18 protein-coding genes are annotated in these 20,804 nt (G+C 32.3%); 13 read left to right on the top strand and 5 right to left on the bottom strand.

Going from position 1 to position 20,804, the window contains the following annotated elements; all coding sequences use genetic code 11:
• Positions 1 to 62 precede the first annotated feature (62 nt).
• Positions 63 to 1,340 carry a branched-chain amino acid transport system II carrier protein gene (gene brnQ, locus D1815_RS16420; RefSeq protein WP_118388273.1) on the bottom strand — a complete coding sequence of 426 codons (1,278 nt, stop codon included), beginning with the start codon at positions 1,338 to 1,340 and terminating at the stop codon, positions 63 to 65.
• A 61-nt stretch (positions 1,341 to 1,401) separates the two neighbouring features.
• On the opposite strand from brnQ, the gene D1815_RS16425 reads away from it, so the two are divergent.
• Both D1815_RS16425 and D1815_RS16430 read left to right on the top strand, forming a co-directional pair.
• On the top strand, positions 1,402 to 2,181 hold the full coding sequence (locus D1815_RS16425) for an alpha/beta fold hydrolase (protein ID WP_118388275.1): 780 nt from the start codon (positions 1,402 to 1,404) through the stop codon (positions 2,179 to 2,181).
• Between the two features lie 220 nt (positions 2,182 to 2,401).
• Positions 2,402 to 2,671 carry a hypothetical protein gene (locus D1815_RS16430; protein WP_027394552.1) on the top strand — a complete coding sequence of 90 codons (270 nt, stop codon included), beginning with the start codon at positions 2,402 to 2,404 and terminating at the stop codon, positions 2,669 to 2,671.
• Between the two features lies 1 nt (position 2,672).
• Here D1815_RS16430 and thiL read toward each other — a convergent pair whose 3' ends face one another.
• Positions 2,673 to 3,719 (bottom strand): thiamine-phosphate kinase, encoded by a 1,047-nt coding sequence (gene thiL, locus D1815_RS16435; RefSeq protein WP_027394551.1) that lies wholly within the window; start codon positions 3,717 to 3,719, stop codon positions 2,673 to 2,675.
• Between the two features lie 430 nt (positions 3,720 to 4,149).
• Between thiL and D1815_RS16440 the strand changes: the two genes are divergently transcribed.
• The 7 genes from D1815_RS16440 (at position 4,150) to D1815_RS16470 (ending at position 14,190) form a co-directional block, all read left to right on the top strand.
• A complete protein-coding gene (locus D1815_RS16440) occupies positions 4,150 to 5,364 on the top strand; it encodes a choice-of-anchor B family protein (RefSeq protein ID WP_118388277.1) in 1,215 nt (404 codons plus the stop codon).
• 34 nt (positions 5,365 to 5,398) lie between these two features.
• Entirely contained in the window at positions 5,399 to 6,823 is a 1,425-nt protein-coding gene (locus tag D1815_RS16445) for a choice-of-anchor B family protein (protein ID WP_118388279.1), read from the top strand.
• A gap of 178 nt (positions 6,824 to 7,001) precedes the next feature.
• The gene (locus D1815_RS24105) at positions 7,002 to 9,488 is read left to right on the top strand and encodes a choice-of-anchor B family protein (RefSeq protein ID WP_118388281.1); all 2,487 of its coding nucleotides are present in this window, start codon (positions 7,002 to 7,004) and stop codon (positions 9,486 to 9,488) included.
• A 14-nt stretch (positions 9,489 to 9,502) separates the two neighbouring features.
• Complete coding sequence (locus tag D1815_RS16455) at positions 9,503 to 10,867, top strand: hypothetical protein (protein WP_118388283.1); 1,365 nt, start codon at positions 9,503 to 9,505, stop codon at positions 10,865 to 10,867.
• Between the two features lie 123 nt (positions 10,868 to 10,990).
• Positions 10,991 to 12,346, top strand: coding sequence for a hypothetical protein (locus tag D1815_RS16460; protein WP_118388285.1), 1,356 nt, complete (start codon positions 10,991 to 10,993; stop codon positions 12,344 to 12,346).
• 14 nt (positions 12,347 to 12,360) lie between these two features.
• Positions 12,361 to 13,137, top strand: coding sequence for an MbnP family protein (locus tag D1815_RS16465; RefSeq protein ID WP_118388287.1), 777 nt, complete (start codon positions 12,361 to 12,363; stop codon positions 13,135 to 13,137).
• A gap of 3 nt (positions 13,138 to 13,140) precedes the next feature.
• Entirely contained in the window at positions 13,141 to 14,190 is a 1,050-nt protein-coding gene (locus D1815_RS16470; protein ID WP_027394545.1) for a cytochrome-c peroxidase, read from the top strand.
• A 72-nt stretch (positions 14,191 to 14,262) separates the two neighbouring features.
• Here D1815_RS16470 and D1815_RS16475 read toward each other — a convergent pair whose 3' ends face one another.
• From D1815_RS16475 to D1815_RS16485, 3 genes are all read right to left on the bottom strand, one after another.
• The gene (locus tag D1815_RS16475) at positions 14,263 to 15,210 is read right to left on the bottom strand and encodes a hypothetical protein (protein ID WP_118388289.1); all 948 of its coding nucleotides are present in this window, start codon (positions 15,208 to 15,210) and stop codon (positions 14,263 to 14,265) included.
• 196 nt (positions 15,211 to 15,406) lie between these two features.
• Entirely contained in the window at positions 15,407 to 16,711 is a 1,305-nt protein-coding gene (locus tag D1815_RS16480; protein WP_118388291.1) for a sensor histidine kinase, read from the bottom strand.
• A 12-nt stretch (positions 16,712 to 16,723) separates the two neighbouring features.
• Positions 16,724 to 17,428, bottom strand: coding sequence for a LytTR family DNA-binding domain-containing protein (locus D1815_RS16485; RefSeq protein ID WP_118388293.1), 705 nt, complete (start codon positions 17,426 to 17,428; stop codon positions 16,724 to 16,726).
• Between the two features lie 333 nt (positions 17,429 to 17,761).
• Between D1815_RS16485 and D1815_RS16490 the strand changes: the two genes are divergently transcribed.
• The 4 genes from D1815_RS16490 to sufC are packed head-to-tail and all read left to right on the top strand — an operon-like array spanning position 17,762 to position 20,802.
• A complete protein-coding gene (locus D1815_RS16490) occupies positions 17,762 to 18,091 on the top strand; it encodes an iron-sulfur cluster assembly accessory protein (RefSeq protein WP_027394541.1) in 330 nt (109 codons plus the stop codon).
• A 44-nt stretch (positions 18,092 to 18,135) separates the two neighbouring features.
• Positions 18,136 to 19,581 carry a Fe-S cluster assembly protein SufB gene (sufB, locus tag D1815_RS16495; protein ID WP_027394540.1) on the top strand — a complete coding sequence of 482 codons (1,446 nt, stop codon included), beginning with the start codon at positions 18,136 to 18,138 and terminating at the stop codon, positions 19,579 to 19,581.
• A gap of 26 nt (positions 19,582 to 19,607) precedes the next feature.
• Entirely contained in the window at positions 19,608 to 20,018 is a 411-nt protein-coding gene (locus D1815_RS16500) for a hypothetical protein (RefSeq protein WP_199726747.1), read from the top strand.
• A 31-nt stretch (positions 20,019 to 20,049) separates the two neighbouring features.
• Positions 20,050 to 20,802, top strand: a complete 753-nt coding sequence (sufC, locus tag D1815_RS16505; RefSeq protein WP_027394539.1) for a Fe-S cluster assembly ATPase SufC — start codon at positions 20,050 to 20,052, stop codon at positions 20,800 to 20,802.
• Positions 20,803 to 20,804: the final 2 nt, after the last annotated feature.

Raw genomic sequence — 20,804 nt, forward strand, 5'->3', positions numbered from 1 at the left:
AACGCGAATTTAATAAAAAAGGAAATACCGTATGTCGTTTACTTTTTAAAAATAAGATTAATTTATTTTTTAGAAGTTAATTGGATAAAAATGCTACTAACTATAAAACTAAGAATAGCCGGTAATAACCAAGCCAAACTATAGCTACCTAAAGGAATAATTTCCAAAATATTCTGAACTTGTTCTTTGAAACCAATCGAAGCTAAAAAATCTGGTAAACTAAATAACATAGTTATAAAAACTACAGCCCTAAATACAAGTACAGAAGTAAATTTATCTGGTAAAACATTTAATAGAATCAATACAATCGTTATTGGATATATAAACATTAAAGCAGGTATCGCAACGATAATAATATCGTGTACATCCAATTGCCCCATAACTACACCAAGTATACATCCTACTATTGCAGTTATAATATATGCCAATTGAGACTTTCTGAATACTCCTTTTATAAAATCTGCTGTTCCTGTAACAATTCCAACGGCTGTGGTAAAGCAAGCAAGAGACACTAAAACACTTAAAAAAGTACTTCCTATATTCCCTAAAGTTTTCACACTTAAACCAGATAATAGTTCTGTTCTACTGATTCCCTGTTCAAAATCATTATTAAATAATGCTCCACAATATATTAGTCCTGCATAAACAATAAAAAGACCTATTCCCGCAATTAATCCAGAATTACGTATTAATAATCGATTTTCTTCAAAACTTTTTCTTCCATTTAATTGAAGAGAAATAATTATTACTCCACCAACTACTACCGCACCAATTGCATCAAATGTTTGATATCCTTCTAATAACCCTTCCACTATTGGAGTTTCAAAAACAGAAGCATTCATTGGAGAATGAATAGAAAAAATCCCAATCAATATTATACTAAGAATTACAATAAAAATAATAGGAGTAAGGAATTTACCCAGAATATTTAAAATTTTAGATCGATTAAGTACGAAGAACAATACAATAGCAAAATAAATACTACTCGTGAGTAAAGAGCTTGTTCCAAAAAATGGTTGAATTGCCATTTCGTGAGTTACAGAAGCTGTTCTAGGCGATGGCAATGAAATAGAAATAGCATATACAATCAAACAATAAATAAGGCTAAATGTTGGAGAAACCTTTTTTCCAAAATCTAACATTGTTCCTTGTAACCTTGCATGAGCAAAAATCCCGAGCAATGGAAGTGCAACTGCTGATATGACAAAACCAATCGTAACCCAAAACCACATATCTCCTCCTTTGAAGCCCAGATTAGGTGGTAAAATCAAATTTCCTGCTCCAAAAAACATAGAGAACAATGCAAATCCTGTTATAAAAGTTTCTTTATTAAATCGCATTTGGTTACGTTTATATCGCTTTAGCGAATAATTATTAAAAGTTGAAATATAAAATTTCAAAATGACAATAGCATATAAAGGGATTGAAATTAATTATCATGTTTCAGGAAAAGGTTCTCCTTTAGTTTTTTTACACGGTTTTCTAGAAAATCTAACCATGTGGGATCAGGTGGTTTCCTATTTTTCTAATACACATACTTGTATTACAATTGATTTATTAGGACACGGAAAAACTGATTGTTTAGGCTATATTCATAAAATGGAAGATATGGCTAAAGCAGTTGATAGCGTGATAAGACACATCACAAAAGAACAACTAGTATTAATTGGTCATTCTATGGGAGGATATGTTTCATTATCCTATTTAGATTTATTTCCTCAAAAATTATCAGGACTCGTATTACTAAATTCTACATCATTTCCAGATAGTGAAGAAAGAAAAATAAATCGTAGTCGCGCAATTGATATTGTAAAGAAAAACCCTGGTGCATATACGAGCATGGCAATTGCAAATCTTTTTGCAGAAGAAAATCGAATTAAATACAAAACTGAGATTGAAAAAATTAAAAACGAAGCCTCCAAAAATCCATTGCAAGGAATTATAGCTGCTTTAGAAGGTATGAAAATTAGAAAAGATCATACAGAAACATTAATGAGGTTTAATAAGCCTAAGATCATTTTTGCCGGCAAAAATGATCCTGTATTGTCTTATCAACAAAATCTTAGAGAATCCAAACGCTGTAATACAGATTTCACCTCTTTTAATGGTGGTCATATGTCTTACATTGAGAACAAAGCAGATCTCTTAAAATCATTAGACCATTTTCTGTCAAAAAAATAAGCTATTTTCCCTTAGTTATTAACTATTTAACCCTGTAATAAAAACACCATATCCAACCCTTAATTATTCGATTAAATACATTTTTAAGAGACAAAAACACTATAAAATACAATTTTTATGTATAAAATGAAGTTTTTTCAAAAATTTTTCTTACAAATAATTGTTAATAACTAAAAAAATGCTATTATTGTATTGATAATGAACTTTTAACCCCTAAAATATGAAGAAATATACCCCACATTCGTCATTCTCCATATCAAAAATATATTGCGCTTTATTTGGTCACAATTATGTAACCTCCAAGCAAGTTACCCATCATATAAAAGAATTTACCTGCACACATTGTGGAGAACAAGCTACCACTAATAGTAGAGGAAGACTAGAAGTTATGACTCCTAAACTAAAAGAAATTAATGATGCTTTAGCGTCTGTGCATGCTAAAAAAACAGCAAGAACTAAAGGCAAAATAAATTTACAAGCTGCTTCTTAAATTATTCTTTTATAGGATTCCATCCCTGTGCCATTAATTGAATTTTTTCATTAGCCCGAGTTACTAATCCGATTCCACTTTTCTCATCAGTCATATGACCAATAACTGTAAGATTAGGGTTTGCTTTAATCTTTGGGAAATCATCTTGTTTAATTGTAAATAGTAATTCATAATCTTCACCTCCGCTAAGTGCAACCGTTGTGCTATTTAATTTAAACTCTTCGCAAGTAGAAATTACTACAGGATCTAAAGGTATTTTTTCTTCATAAAGATTAACACCAACTCCCGATTTTGTGCATAAATGGATAACTTCCGAAGATAAACCATCGCTAATATCTATCATACTAGTCGGTTTTACATCTAAAGCTTTAAGGAGTTCTTTAATGTCCTTTCGAGCTTCTGGTTTTAATTGTCGCTCTATTAAATACGAATACTGATCCAAATCTGGTTGAGAATTAGGGTTTGCTTTATATACTTGTTTTTCTCTTTCCAAAATTTGAAGACCTAAATAAGCGGCTCCTAAATCTCCTGAAACAACTAACAAATCGCTTTCTCCAGCGCCATTACGATACACTAAATCATCCTTATCCGCTTGTCCAATTGCAGTAATGCTAATCATTAAACCAGTAGTTGAAGAAGTTGTATCACCACCAACTACATCCACGTTATATATTTTTGCCGCAGTTTTAATTCCTGAATATAATTCTTCCAATGCTTCTAAAGGAAATCTATTTGATACCGCAATAGAAACTGTTATCTGTGTGGCAATTGCATTCATCGCATATACATCAGAAAGGTTTACCATTACTGCCTTATAACCCAAATGCTTAAGAGGCACATAAGATAAATCAAAATGTACACCTTCAATCAAAAGATCCGTAGTAAGAACACATTTTTTATCCTTAAAATCTAATACCGCTGCGTCATCACCAATACCTACGATAGTAGATTCCTGTTGAATGTTAAAATTTTTTGTCAAATGATCTATCAATCCAAATTCTCCTAATTCAGAAAGCGATGTTCTAGATGTATTTTTATCTTCAATCATAAATGCAAAGGTAGGGAACAAGGTGATTTGATTGCACAAAAAAATCCCGAAAATCGGGATTTTAATAATTCCAAATCTAATTACAAACATTCTCCTTACTTCTTCCTCTATAAAATGAGTACAATTAAATTATAAGTGCTATCAAAGCCAACACTTAACTCCAATTTCTAGCTATAGATACTTCTTTTATTTCCATTGCGTACTCAATACTATATCCCTACAAACTTAATTTTTAATAATTTCTTCGTTTTACATCTTTATATCAACAGTCATAAAATTTTGTTACCTTTTTAACCAAAGTATGGATAAAAAATAATCCCTCTAAATTACCTTTTAAGTAGCTTTAATACTATGGGTTTATAGGGTATTTCTTAATTAACTTGTTATATATATGTACTCTTCGTTAATAATTAATTCTATTAAATTAAATATGAAAAAATACTTTAGTCCCGTCGTATTTATTTCGATCCTTTTATCTTTTGTAAGCTGTAGTAATGATGATGACAATACAAATACTCCAATTATAGCTTGCTCAACTGAAAGTGACGGAGGGATTTACCAAAGTTGTGGAATTAATTTCGTTTCCTCAATATCACTTTCGGAAATGGGAGCAACTGGAGGAAATGATAGTTGGGGTTGGACAGATCCTAGCAACGGAAAAGAATATGTAATTATGTGTCTAAACAACGGTACTGCTTTTATTGATATTTCTACTCCTGAATCCCCTATTTATCTGGGAAAACTACCTACAGCAACAGAAAATAGTTCTTGGCGTGATGCGAAAGTATATCAAAACCATGCTTTTATAGTGAGTGAAGCTGCTGGCCACGGAATGCAAGTTTTTGATTTGACTAGTTTAAGAAATGTAACTAATCCACCACAAACATTTACTGCTAATACAACATATACTGGTTTTGGAAACGCACATAATATTGTAATCAATAAAAACACCGGTTACGCATACGGGGTAGGAACATCTACTTTTGGAGGAGGACCTCATTTTGTAAATATTCAAGATCCTACAAACCCTGTAGCGGCAGGAGGTTTTATTTCATCAGGAGGAGATGCTTACAGCCATGATGCACAAGTAGTAACGTATAATGGCCCTGATACTGACTATACCGGTCGCGAAATTCTAATTGGTAGTAATCAGATAGAAATAGTAATTGCTGACATTACTGACAAAAATAATCCTATAACCATTTCTACTATCAATTATGAAAATATCGGATACACTCATCAAGGATGGTTTACAGAGAATCAACGGTTTTTCTTATTAGGCGACGAGCTTGATGAACAAAGAGTAGGTTTTAATACTAGAACAGTTGTATTCGATTTTGAAGATTTGGATAATCCAAAATTTCATATGAATTATTTGGGATCAACTCCGGCTATTGATCATAATGGATATGTAAAAGGAAATAAGTTTTATTTAGCTAATTATAGAGCGGGTATTAGAATTATTGATATTTCAGATATTGCATCTATGTCGATGACCGAAATAGGATATATAGATACCTTTCCATCAAACGATAGTGCTGGATTTAGCGGTGCTTGGAATGTATATCCATATTTCGAAAGTGGAAATATTGTAATTAGCGATATCAACTCTGGATTTATATTAGTAAAAGAAAGTACTCCATAAAAATAACATAATTATACTCTTAAAAACTCAACCCATGCAAAAAACAACCCTACTTAGTTTCCTTTTTTTATCATTCATTTTACAATCTCAAACAATATGTGAAAATGGAATAGCAGGCTCTTTTCCCTGTGATGATTATGATTTGATGTCTCAAATTCCATTATCTACGATGAATGCAACTTCAGGAAATGATAGCTGGGGATGGACAGACTCTGCCAGCGGAAAAGAATATGCACTTATCGGATTAAATAATGGAACAGCTTTTATCGATGTTTCAGATCCAACAAGCCCAATATATCTTGGAAAACTTCCGACAGCAACGACTAATAGTTCTTGGAGAGATGTAAAAGTATATCAAAATCATGCTTTTATTGTAAGTGAAGCTTCTAGTCATGGAATGCAAGTTTTTGATCTTACTCGACTAAGAAATATAACAAATCCTCCAGAGACGTTTACTTCGGACACAAGATATACAGGTTTTGGAAACGCACATAATATTGTAATTAATGAAGATTCTGGATTTGCATATGCTGTGGGAACTTCAACTTTTAGTGGAGGACCTCATTTTGTTGATATTAGGGATCCTAAAAATCCAATAGCGGCTGGAGGTTTTATTTCATCAGGAGGAGATGCATATAGCCATGATGCACAAGTAGTGACTTATAATGGTCCAGATACCGATTATATTGGAAAAGAAATACTAATTGGAAGTAATCAAATAGAAATTGTAATTGCGGATATAACTGATAAAAATAATCCTATTACTATTTCTACGATTAGTTATTCTAGTGTAGGTTATACACATCAAGGTTGGTTTACAGAGGATCAGCGTTATTTTCTTTTAGGAGATGAGCTTGATGAAACAAGTGTAGGTTTTAATACCAGAACTATAATCTTCGACTTCGAAGATTTAGATAACCCTGCATTTCATATGAATTATAACGGTCCTACTCCTTCTATCGACCATAACGGTTATGTAAAAGGAAATCTATTCTTTTTAGCGAATTACAGATCTGGTATACGAATAGTTGATATTTCAGATATAGCAAATAAAAATATTAATGAAATAGGTTATTTTGACACCTACCCTTCCAATGATAATGCAGCATTTAATGGTGCTTGGAATGTGTATCCTTATTTTAATAGTGGTAATATCGTAATTAGCGATATTGAAAGAGGGTTTTTACTCGTTAGACAAACTAATACCCTAAGTGTAAATGATTTTGAAGAAAAATCAAATTTTGCAATTTATCCTAACCCTACAAATGCGAGTGTTACAATAGATGGAGGAGATATTACAGGCTTAGAAAAAATAGAAATTTATAATGTCATTGGTAAGAAAATCGAAGAGTTTCATAACTCGAATAATGCTAAAAATATTACATTATCTCTAGCATACGCACCAGGAATATATCTTGTTAAAATAAATGAGGTAACTAAAAAATTGATTATTAAATAATAACGCAACAAATAGCTTATAAATTTAAAGCAATTAAATTAAATACTGATTACGAGACGGTTAAACCGGATAAATAGTGTGGAAAGCTAGGACCGAGTTTGGGTTTTTTTAGATTAATTTTGTGTAATTCGCTAGTCTAACTAACTAGTTTAACTAACTTCTAAAATTACACAAACTCATGAAAAGACTAACCTTAGCTCTTTGCTTCCTAGTATGCTTTACTATTTGCCATAGTCAAACGCCTTGTACCAATGGATTTGCCGGATCTTATCCATGTAAAGATTACGATCTTATGTCTACTATTTCACTTTCTCAAATGAACGCTAGCTCTGGAAATGACAGTTGGGGGTGGACAGATACGCAAACATCCAAAGAATATGCAATTATTGGTTTAAACAATGGTACAGCATTTATAGATATTTCTAACCCCACTAACCCAATTTATCTGGGAAAACTCCCTACCGCAACAGGTAATAGTCTATGGAGAGATGTTAAGGTTTATAATAATCACGCTTTTATCGTAAGTGAAGCTTCTGGTCACGGTATGCAGGTTTTTGATCTTACTAGATTGCGTAACGTTTCTAATCCTCCTACTACTTTTTCTGCAGATACTCGATATACTCAATTTGGAAACGCACATAATATTGTAATTAATGAAGATACTGGATTTGCTTATATTGTAGGAGCACAAAGAGGTTCTGGGCCCTACAACGGAGGACCTTTGTTTGTGAATATTCAAGATCCTAAAAACCCAACCAATGCTGGTGGTTTTTTATCAGGAGGCCAAAGAGCTTATACTCACGATGCTCAAGTAGTTACCTATAACGGTCCTGATCCAGATTATAACGGAAGAGAAATTCTTATCGGAAGTAATGAGATCGAAGTAGTAATTGCTGATATTACCGATAAATCGAATCCAACAACAATTTCTACCATACAGTATACAAATATTGGATATACCCACCAAGGGTGGTTCACTGATGATATGAGATATTTTCTTTTAGGAGACGAGACAGATGAGCAAGGTGTAGGTTTTAATACAAGGACTATTATTTTTGATTTTGAAGATCTAGATAATCCGCAACAACATATGATATATAATGGACCTACTCCAGCTATTGATCATAATGGATATGTAAAAGGAGATAAGTTTTATTTGGCTAATTATAGAGCTGGGTTTAGAGTTATTGATATTGCAGATATAGGTAATACAAATATTAATGAAATTGGATATTTTGACACGTATCCATCTAGTAATAGTGCTTCTTTTAATGGAGCTTGGAATATATATCCATATTTCAACAGTGGAAATATAGTTATAAGTGACATAGAAGGTGGTTTTTTCTTAGTAAGAAAAAGTGAACCCGGAAATGGTGGTGGAGATGACTGTTCTTCAGTCGTAAATTCTTTTCCGTTTAGTGAAAGTTTTGAATCTAGTTTTGGGTTTTGGGAAAATGCTTCTGATGATGACCTAAATTGGACTAGAGATTCTGGAGGTACTCCTTCCACAGGGACAGGTCCAACCACTGCCTCAGATGGTAATACCTATATCTATGTAGAAGCTTCTGGTAACGGAACAGGTTATCCAAACAAAAGCGCAGTTTTAAATTCTCCTTGTTTAGATTTTACAAATCTTACATCACCGAGCTTAACATTTCAGTATCACATGTTAGGAAGCGCTATTAACAGTTTAACAGTAGAAGCAAGAATTGACAACCAAGGAAATTGGTCATCTATTTTTAACAGAAACGGAGATCAAGGAAACAACTGGAATGCTGCAACAATAGATTTATCCTCATATTCTGGAGAAGCAAGTGTTCAATTACGATTTATTACTATAACAGGAAGTGGTTCTCAGGGATGGCAGAGCGATATTGCCTTAGATGATGTGAATATTACGGATGGTAACACTCCTCCTCCAACTTGTGATAGTATTGATTTTAGAGATTTTCAGATCACGCCATTCTCCAATCAGGATTCAGCTGGCGACTTTGTTGTAAATAATACAGGTACAACATTATCTTTAACCAATAATACTTGGAAATATATTCCTTATAACTATACTGTAACTCCCAATACCGTAATTGAATTTGAGTTTAGAAGCTCGTCTCAAGGAGAAATTCATGCTATTGGTTTTGAAAATGATAACACCTTAACTTCCACTAGATATTTCAAAGTTCATGGTACACAAAATTACGGTGTTACCAACTATGATAACTATTCCGGTAATGATTTTACAACATATGTAATTCCAGTAGGTAGTTTCTATACAGGAACAATGGACAGACTGGTATTTATAAATGACAATGATAGTGGTTCTGGTAATACCTCAGAGTTTTCTTCTGTAAAGATCTATGAAGGTTCTTGTGGAAGATCTAATAATGAGCAGATAGTAACTTCTAATATCATTCCGGTTTTTGGTAATGAGGATGAAGATATTCTGGCGTTGAAAATATACCCAAATCCAGTATTTGGTCAAGTCCTAGAAGTATTTTTAAATACAGATCAAACAGCATCGTATGAAATTATATCCATTACCGGACAATTGATAAGTAAAGGAAACGTTACAAAAACAATAGACGTCTCAAGTTTAAATTCTGGAGTTTATCTTTTAAAAGTTTTTAACGATAATAACCAGATTACCAAACGTTTAATAAAAAGATAATTTAATACTAACACATGTGTAAATTCAAGTTCTTTCATAAATTTCTATTAGTTTTTCTTGTTACAAGTATTGTAGGTTGTAGCAGTGATGATAATACAACTTCTACACCTCCTGTAAATCCAGATGACGGTTTTCAGGGAACCGTAGAATGGGTTAAAACTTTTGGAGGAAGTGGAGAAGATGATGCTTTATCCATTATAGAGTCTGAAGACGGGAGTTATGTTGTTTTTGGATACACACAAAGTATTGATGGTGATATAACCGATAAAGATGCCACCGATAGTGATTTTTGGGTTTTAAAACTTTCTACGGAAGGAACTATTCTCTGGAGTAAAACCTATGGTGGTACTGGAGATGATCGTGGACAAAGAATTATTAAAACCATAGATGGTGGTTATGCTTTAGTTGGCTATAGTAGAAGTACTGATGGTGATGTAAGTGAAAATGCAGGACTACAAGACTATTGGATTGTAAAAATTGATGCTTCCGGAAATTTAGAATGGGAAAAATCTTTTGGGTTTCCTGGTATTGATCGTGCATTTTCTGTTGTACAAACTACTGATAATGGGTATTTCCTCACCGGTTTTCTGGATGTTACAGCTAGTAATGGTGAGGGAAATGATAATAAAACATTTTTTGAAAAACATGGAGTTGGAGAATTCTGGGGAATTAAATTAGATGCTTCAGGAAACAAAGAATGGAGACGTTATTTTGGAGGAACAAATAATGATAGAAGCTATGACACAGTACAGACCGAAGATGGAGGTTTTTTAATGATAGGGTCTTCGGAAAGTGATGATTTTGATATTAGTGCTCCTAATGGCAGCTATGATTTTTGGGTCGTTAAAATTAACGCAGAAGGAACTAAAGTCTGGGAAAAATCTTTTGGAGGTTCTGAAATTGATGTTGGATACGCAATTGCAACATCTGGTGATGGAAAATATATTATTGTAGGGGATTCTAGAAGTTCTGATGGTGATATTTCTAACGCTAAAGGAAACGCCGATCTATGGATGATTCAAATTGATGATAATGGGAATTTAATCTGGGAAAAATCATTAGGAGGAACAGAGTTCGATACGGCAAGAGGAATTTATGCTACACAAGAAGGTGGTTTTATTATCACCGGCAATTCCAGAAGTAATAACGGAGATGTTGATGAAAATCAGGGTCAAAGTGATATCTGGAATATTCTAATTGATAGTACTGGAGATATCATATGGAAATCTACCATTGGTGGATCTTTAGCAGAATTTGCAGTAGGATGTACAGAAACGCAAGATAAAAAGATTTTGATAGTTGGTAGTACTGAAAGCAATGATATAGACGTTCCGAATAATCAAGGAAATAAGGATATTATAATAATAAAATATAAATAATAAATAAGGCTTTGAATTCGTTATTAAAGAAATTTATGTTTTTTAAAAAACAGTGAAAATTTATTTTGTTACTCACAACAGTAATTTTGTAAAGTATACCTCAAATTACGAAATGAAAAATTAATGAACTTCTTTAAAACCTCAACCGTCTTTATTATACTAATCAATTTGATAAGTTGCAGCAAAGATAATAACAACACCAATGAACCTGTAATTACCCCAGATAGTGAATTTCAGGGTGAGATAGAATGGAGCAAAACTTTTGGTGGAAGCAATGAAGACAGTGCAGTATCTGTAGTAGAAACACTAGATGGAGGATATGCAATTGCTGGGTTTACGCAAAGTCTCGATGGCGATATCATTGATAAAACAGCAACAGATAGTGATTATTGGTTGCTTAAATTAAACCAGAATGGCGATCTATTATGGAGCAAAACTTATGGTGGTACCAATGAGGATAGCGCAACAAAACTAATACAAGCCACAGATGGTGGGTTTGTAATAGTTGGGTATAGTAGAAGTAATGATGAGGATGTAAGTACCAATGCGGGACTTCAGGATTTATGGATGATCAAAACAAATGTAACAGGAGAAATTTCTTGGGAAAAAAGTTTTGGTTTTGGTGGTATTGATCAAGCTTTTTCTGTCATACAAACTGCAAATAATGGTTATTTTATTACTGGCTTTATTGAGGCAGCAGATATTAATGATCGTGGGAAGGCTAACAAAAATGTTACCACATTGCACGGTGGTAGTTCTTTTTGGGGAATCAAACTGGATGCTGAAGGAAATCAGGAATGGAATCATTATTTTGGAGGAACTGGTAATGATAGGGGTTACGATGTAATACAAACAGAAGATGAAGGTTATATTATGATTGGTTCATCTGAGAGTATAGATGTAAATATCACCAATAACAATGGTAGTTACGATTTTTGGATTATAAAAATTAATTCTGAAGGAGCCCTAGTATGGGAAAAATCTTTTGGAGGCTCGCAAATTGATACTAGCTATACAATAGAAGCTACAGGCGATGGAAAATATATTATTGTAGGGGATACTAGAAGTAATGATGGCTACATAACTGATGCCAAGGGAGTTGCGGACTTATGGGTCATACAAATTGATACCACAGGTAATCTTATATGGCAAAAATCTATTGGTGGAACAGAATTTGACACCGGTAGAGGAATTCATAGAATGGATGATGGGAATTTTATACTCACAGGAAACACTAGAAGTACTGACCAAGATGTTTCAGACAATAAAGGTCAGGCTGACCTCTGGAATATAATAATTAATGCCAATGGTGATATATTATGGAACGAAACAACAGGTGGAAGTGCGAATGATATTGGTTTTAGTTGTATCCAAACTTCGGATAAAAAAATAGTAGTAGTTGGGAACTCAGAAAGTAATGATTTTGACATCCCAAATAATAAAGGATCTAAAGACCTCTTAATTATAAAATATAAATAATAAAAACACAAAAAATGAAAAAACTCACGCTAATAATGCTCACTCTAATAACTATATTATCTTGTAAAGATGATGATCCAAATGTAATAGATATCGACAATACTCCTAAGTTTGGTGCTTTAGATATAGATTTCATTAATAAAGTTGGTTCTGAACTTTTAGTACTAAATACAGAATCTTACGATAACCAGAGTAATGAAAATTATACCGTTTCTGAACTAAAATATATCATTAGTAATATTGTTTTGATAAAAGAAAACGGAGATGAGTTTATATATCCAGTTGCAGATAGTTATTTCTTAATTAATGAAGAGGTATCATCGAGCAAGCAAATTTCGCTTAGCAATATTGATACTGGTGAATATACTAAAATCAAATTCGGTGTTGGAGTTGATCAATCTAATTATCCTCTAAACGGGGTCGCTAATTTTATTCCAACAGCAGAAGAACAAGGAATGTTGTGGTCTTGGTCCGCAGGTTACAAGTTTGTTAAGTTTGAAGGTTCCTTTACTCCTCAAGGAGGAACTGCTAGTGATTTTTTGTTACACATAGGAAGTCATGGAGAAGTTTTGGATAATTATAAAGAAATTACATTAGATATATCCAATACTATTACCATTGAAGATCAGGTTACTTCTAACTTATCAATTGATACAGATGTTTCTAAAATTTTTGACAGTACAAATACTCATTCTCTTCAGCAAAAAAGTGATGTTCAAGTAGATCCTATAAATGCACCTATTTTAGCAGAAAATATAAGCACAATGTTTACTATAAACAGTTCTAATTAAATGATAAAAAAAATAGGTTACATAGTCTTAATTCTTCTTGGAGTCGCATGTGGTTCTGATAAAGAAGACTATGTACCTATTAATCAAAATCCGGAGCTGGAATTTACAATTCCGTCCAACTTCCCAGAACCAACGTATAATGTAACTCTTAATCCTCCTACAGAAAAAGGATTCGAATTAGGTAAAAAACTATTTTATGATGGTCGCTTATCTTCTGATGGTGTTATATCCTGTGGATTCTGTCATATTCAAGATTTTGCTTTTACACATCATACACATATCGTAAGTCATGGAGTAAATGGGGCCCTTGGCACACGCAATGCACAACCATTGCACAACCTCGCATTTATGAAAGAATTTACTTGGGATGGTGCTGCCATACATTTAGATCTACAACCTATTATTCCTATTACCGCAGAAGTAGAAATGAATGAGTCTTTTTCAGGTATTATTAAAAAACTCGAAGAACAACCCGAATATGTAACGCTGTTTGCCGAGGCATTTGAAGATCAAAAAATCAACTCTGAAAATTTACTCAAAGCGTTATCACAATTTATGATTATGATGATTTCATCAAACTCTAAATACGATAAAATTGAGAGAAACGAAGGGTCTGTTTTTACTGATGATGAAGCTGCTGGTTTTGAATTATTCACCTCTAAATGTGCTTCTTGCCATTCTGGAACACTATCGACAGATCAATCATATCGTAATAACGGATTACCAGTGGATCCAGAATATAATGATATAGGCCGAAACCGTGTTACTGGTCTTGCTTCTGATCTACATAAGTTTAAGGTGCCTACGTTAAGAAATATCGAATTAACCTTTCCTTACATGCACGATGGTAGGTTAAAAACATTAAATGATGTACTAGATCATTATAGTGACGGTATGGTTGACTCAGAAACAATAGATCCTATTTTTAAAAATACTGATGGAACAATTATAGGAATTCCTATGACTGCAGAAGAAAAAAATCAAATTATCTCCTTTTTAAAAACATTAACGGATGATAATTTTGTAAACGATAATCGTTTTTCTGAATTCTAAAAAAAGCTGTGGACAAATAGTATTTATTCACAGCTTTCTTTTTATATCTTAATTTTAATATTCTAACCCTATCTAATTTGGATAAAGAGACTTAGTTCCATTGGAAATAATATTGCTTCCTACTCCGCTTACAGAAACCTCAAAATTGTCTTCGTTAAATTTTAATGAAGCGATTGGTGTACAAAGACCTAAGGCATATTGACCTCTACCATAACTCCCTGTTTCTTTTAACACTCTACTTTCTGATTTAGCAGATCCAATATTCATATGTCCATAATCAGTAATATCAGTATTACTGACTGTACCATTAGTATGATACACTGTAATTTCATAATAAATAGTTCCTCTTCTAGAACCCCAAAGCCAATTTCCATACCAGCTTCTTTTGTATGAATTCCACCTAACGCCAGCTTTTTCATTAGCATTATTCTTAAGTTCCATTTCAGGTTCAGGATTCATCATAATAAGACCTATCATAAGATTATCCCAAGTAATACCTTCATCATTATAAAATGTTATTGTTTTGAAAGTTTCTCCTTTATAGTTCCAAGTCAATTCGATTGCTTTATCTCCTACTTTAATTTGATCTGATGCATATTCTTTTAAAAGATCAGTTCCTTCCTCCGTTTTACTAGGAAGCAACTTGTTTAAATTCCCAACAACAACTGTTTCGGGATCCATAATATTACCATAAGCTACAGTCGAAGAAGATTTTGATATTGCTTCAAAAGTCATATTTAAACTTTTCGCATTAGGAACTTTTCCTATGATGGTATAATCAACAATTTGTAATACATCACTCATGTATTTTTCCAAATTATCTTTTGTTGTTTCTAGCTGATTTAGAACTTCTTGAGGAATTTCTTTATCAGAAATAGCTTCTAGTCCATATTCAGATTCCACCAGTGCATCCGGTTCTTGATACACCTCTGTTGTTTCATCTTTTGTACAAGAAAATACAAACATTAAAACCAATGCAATCTGCATCATTTTAACGATAACTTTGTTTACGGTTTTCATAAAATTGTTTTAAGAGTTAGTGAACAATATAGTTCTTAGGTTTCTTGATTTGCGCAAAATCAATTTTGTCCTTAAATACCTGCGTATTCAAAATAGACACACTATCAAAGTTATAGAAGTTAAGTACTACAGAATTCTAAATATTAGTAGATGGTTTAAAATATTTAGTAGATGGTTCATAAAGAATGATAGCTTGCTATTTATGTAAATGAATAGTAACCTTAGTTCCTGGTTCTAATACGTTTTCTTTTTCAAAATCCTCTATAAACAATCTATTTTTAGGATGTATCGCAAGAATTCTCTCCCTTGTAACCTTTGATCCAAACGAGCCGTTATCCGAAGTGTTTTTTAATTCTGACGCATTTTTTCTTCCAATGCCATTATCTACAATTTCTATTTCCACACTTTCCTTGTCAGGTTGTTTAATTTTAATTTGTAATAGTTTTTCTGATTTTTTAGATTGTAAACCGTGCCAAATAGCATTTTCAATAAATGGTTGTAAACAAAGCGGAGGAATTTTTATTTTAGAGAGGTCTGTTGTTTTTTCTAAGCAAAAAGAAAAATCACTTTTAATTCTTAATCTTTCCAATTCGACATAACTTTTAACAACTTCTATCTCCTGCGATAATGAAATTGTTCTTTCCGTAGAATTTTTTAATACTCTTCTAATTAGCTTTGAAAATTTAGTTAAATAATCTGATGCTTTCTCGATATCATTTTTAAGAATATAATTGTTTATTGAATTAAGAACATTGAAGATAAAATGAGGGTTCATCTGTGCTTTAAGCGCTATTATTTTAAGTTCAGAAGCTTCTAATGAACTCCTCATCAACCTCAATTGAGTTTCTTTTTTATCATCGGAGATTTTCTTAATTTTATTACCAATCGCCAAAGCAAAAATCAAAACTTCTAGAATTGCTCCTATTTCCATAAAAATTATAGAATCAAATGATTTATTATATCTAGTATAAGAAAAGTAAAGGCTTATGTTGGCCATAATCACATAAATACATGACCCTGCAATAAGTAATTTGACTTGAGAAGCTTCAATTTTATATACCTTAAAATAGCTTACAAAAGCAAAAACCGTCATTAAAACCAGAACAAGAGCAACAAATACAAAAAGTTCTTTTGATGATACTAAAACGTCTAATATTCCTATCAAAAAAACACAACCTATAAAAACCCATCTTGTAACGTTTAAAATGTAATCCCATTTACGAACATATTTTTTAGTTTCTAACAATTCTCGCATGAACGAGATATAAAAAGAATATGCCAAAAACTGAACTCCATAGAATATAATTGGCTTTCTATAAGAAAAAAACAATTCGTAAAAAACAATGGATCCGTAATATGAAAAATAAAAAAGAAGGCAAATTACATAAAGACTATAAAAAAGAAATATTTTGTTTTTACTTCTGAAGTATATCAATAAAGGATATAAAGAAATCACAAATAATACTCCTTGTAACCATATGTTGAAGTTTTGAAAATCCAAACAAAAAAAGGTTTAGTGCATCTTTATTAGAAATTCATTTTTTCGATTTCTACTAATACTAGCATGCTGACCATTACTCATAATTATAATACCTCCTTGATTCTTTCTGTATTCCTGTACATGACGTAGATTAATACAATAAGAATTATGTACCCTAAAAAAGCAACTTTCTGGCAATACCTCTGTAACCTCTTTTAAGGTTTTTGATAAAAACAACTTACGGTCATCAATTAAAAATACCTTAGTATAATTTCCTTCTGCTTTTAACATTATAATCTCATCTTTTTTTAAAAAATGAATTACCCCATTTACACAAAGTTTTACTATAGTTGATTGAGAAGGGTTATTAATATTAATATGCTGACAAAGTTTTTTATAGATGCGCATTAGATCATCCTTATCAATAGGTTTCAATAAATAATCAAACACAGAAAATTGTATCGCTTTTAAAGCATAATTCTCAAAAGCTGATGTAATCACAACAAAGAAGTCTCTTTGGTGTAATGCCTCTAAAATATCAAAGCCAGTAAGATTTGGCATCTTTATATCTATAAAAACACAATCAAGATTTGTGTTTTCCATGATTTTTATAGCCTCTAAAGGATTAGAAATTGTCTCAACAATTTCAATATACGGACAATATCGACAAATTTTCCATTCTAATGATTGGATAGCATCTTCCTCGTCATCGATTAAAATTGACTTAATTGAATTCATTTCAAAAAAATTTACGATTCCAAAAAAAGCAACTCTCCTCTATTGATTTCCTTAGTTCAAGGAACGTTAAAATTGTTATTACACGTCATAAAAAAATGTTATTATAATATTATAGTTTTGTGAAAAAGTATTAATCACAGTTAGAAAATCAAATCTCATTTTTGATTTAAATCAATATTAAATTTTACAAATAAATACTAAACACACGCATAAGTATATTGATTATAGATTATACCTATTCCAATATATGTTAGATAAATGTTAGGTTATGTAAATAAAACCTACTTATGTAGTATATTTGCATTCAATTTAGAATTAATCTATCTATAAAATATGATTAAGGTATCAGACACAGCTAAAAAGAAAGTCGTAGAATTGATGAGTGATGACGGTTATGACGCTTCTTCAGACTACGTCCGTGTAGGTGTTAAAAGTGGAGGTTGTTCCGGTTTATCATATGACTTAAAATTTGATAAAACTCAAGAAGAAGGAGATAAAGTTTTTGAAGACAACGGTGTAAAAATAATTGTTGATAAAAAAAGCTTTTTATACCTTATTGGTACTACCCTAGAATATTCCGGAGGTCTTAACGGAACCGGTTTCGTTTTTAATAACCCAAACGCAAACAGAACTTGCGGTTGCGGAGAAAGTTTTTCCCTTTAAAAATTTAAAAAAAGATCTTAAGCTACCCCTTAAGACTTAGCAAGATGGCATATACTGAAGACGACTTAAAAAAAGAATTAGAAACCAAAGAATATGAGTACGGATTTTATACCGATATAGAATCTGAAACATTTCCTGTTGGTCTAAATGAAGATATTGTTCGTGCGATTTCAAAGAAAAAAAATGAACCTCAATGGATGACTGACTGGAGACTTGAGGCATTTAAAGTGTGGGAACAAATGGAAGAGCCTGAATGGGCAAACGTAAATTACGAAAAACCTAATTTTCAAGATATTTCTTATTACTCGGCACCTAATAAAAAGCCAAAATATGACAGTCTTGATGAAGTAGATCCAGAATTACTGGATACATTCAAAAGATTAGGTATCTCTTTGGATGAACAAAAGAAATTAGCAGGTGTGGCAGTAGACATTGTTATGGATTCTGTTTCTGTAGCCACCACTTTTAAAGATACTCTTGCAGAAAAAGGCATTATATTTTGTTCTATTTCTGAAGCAATACAAGAACATCCAGAACTAGTACGTAAACATATCGGATCTGTTGTTCCTCAAAAAGATAATTTTTATGCTGCTTTAAACTCTGCAGTTTTTAGCGATGGATCTTTTTGTTATATCCCGAAAGGTGTGAGATGTCCAATGGAACTATCTACCTATTTTAGGATTAATCAAGCAGGAACAGGTCAATTCGAGCGTACTTTAGTAATAGCTGACCAAGGTAGCTATGTAAGTTATTTAGAAGGTTGTACTGCTCCTTCACGGGATGAAAATCAACTACACGCTGCAGTTGTAGAATTAATCGCATTGGATGATGCAGAAATCAAATATTCTACAGTGCAAAACTGGTATCCTGGTAATGCAGAAGGAAAAGGTGGTGTTTACAATTTCGTTACTAAACGAGGGATTTGCGAAACAAATGCTAAAATTTCTTGGACTCAAGTAGAAACTGGTTCAGCTGTAACTTGGAAATATCCATCCTGTATTCTTAAAGGAGATCATTCTGTTGGTGAATTTTATTCTATTGCTGTAACTAATAACTTTCAGCAAGCAGATACAGGAACCAAGATGATCCACTTAGGAAAGAACACTAAAAGTACCATCATATCAAAAGGAATTTCTGCTGGAAAATCCCAAAATAGTTATCGAGGATTGGTACAAATTAATAGTAGAGCAACCAATGCTCGAAACTTTTCTCAATGCGATTCTTTACTAATGGGCAATGAATGTGGAGCTCATACGTTTCCATATATTGAAGCAAAGAATAAAACTGCTCAAATAGAACACGAAGCAACTACAAGTAAGATTGGAGAAGATCAAATATTTTACTGTAATCAAAGAGGTATTGATACAGAAAAAGCAATTGCTCTAATCGTTAACGGTTTCAGTAAAGAAGTATTAAATAAACTTCCTATGGAATTTGCGGTAGAAGCTCAAAAACTTCTAGAAATTTCTCTTGAAGGTTCTGTTGGATAAAGCGTATAACTAACTAATTCACACAAATGAAAAAATCATTTCTCCTTGTCATCGTAAGCTTATTAATTTTTTCGTGTAAAAACGAAAAATCTCAATCATCAGATTCCGAAACCACTTTAATACGTGGAGAGTTTATATTGATTGATAATGCAGGTGTTATAAAAGGTAAAGATTTTATTTATGGTGTAATCATTGACGATTTAGCTAATGAATTAAACGAAAAAATAAAGCCTTTACAAAGAGAAGAATATGATATGGTTCCTGTGGTAATTAAAGGAGTCGTGAAGAAAAACACAGAAGATGGCTGGCCAGAAGTTGTAGAAATAAAAGAAATTGTTGGTGTTAGTGAACCAACTTCAGAATTGCCTACTAAAATAAAGTCTTCGGATTCGACATTACAGCCTGATGCATCAGGACATGAAGGTCATAATCATTAAAAAAATTATTTAAAAGAAACAAAAATACAAGATGTTAGAAATTAAGGATTTACACGCTAGCGTTGAAGATAAAGAGATTTTAAAAGGTCTTAACCTAAATGTAAAAGCAGGAGAAGTACACGCAATAATGGGTCCTAATGGTGCTGGTAAAAGTACATTAGCAAGTATTGTTGCAGGAAAAGAAGAATATGAAGTAACAGAAGGTAATATTCTTTTAGATGGTGAAGATATAGAAGAGTTAGCTGCAGAAGAAAGAGCCCATAAAGGTGTATTTCTTTCATTTCAATACCCTGTAGAAATTCCTGGAGTTACGGTTACTAACTTTATGAAAACTGCAATTAACGAGACTAGAAAAGCACAAGGGTTAGAAGAAATGCCCGCAAAGGATATGTTAAAGAAAATTCGAGAAAAATCTGAACTATTAGATATTGATCGTAAATTTTTATCTCGTTCGCTTAACCAAGGTTTCTCTGGTGGAGAGAAAAAACGTAATGAGATATTCCAAATGGCAATGATGGAGCCTAAACTTGCTATTTTGGATGAAACAGATTCTGGTTTAGATATTGATGCATTACGAATTGTAGCTAATGGAGTAAATAAATTAAAAAGTAAGGACAATGCTGTTATTGTCATTACCCACTACCAAAGACTATTAGATTATATTGTACCAGATTATGTACACGTTTTATATGATGGTAAAATTGTAAAATCTGGAACTAAAGAACTTGCTTTAGAATTAGAAGAAAAAGGGTACGATTGGATTAAAGAAGAGATAAACGCATAATT

This window comes from Aquimarina sp. AD1 (assembly GCF_003443695.1).
GTDB lineage: Bacteria > Bacteroidota > Bacteroidia > Flavobacteriales > Flavobacteriaceae > Aquimarina > Aquimarina latercula.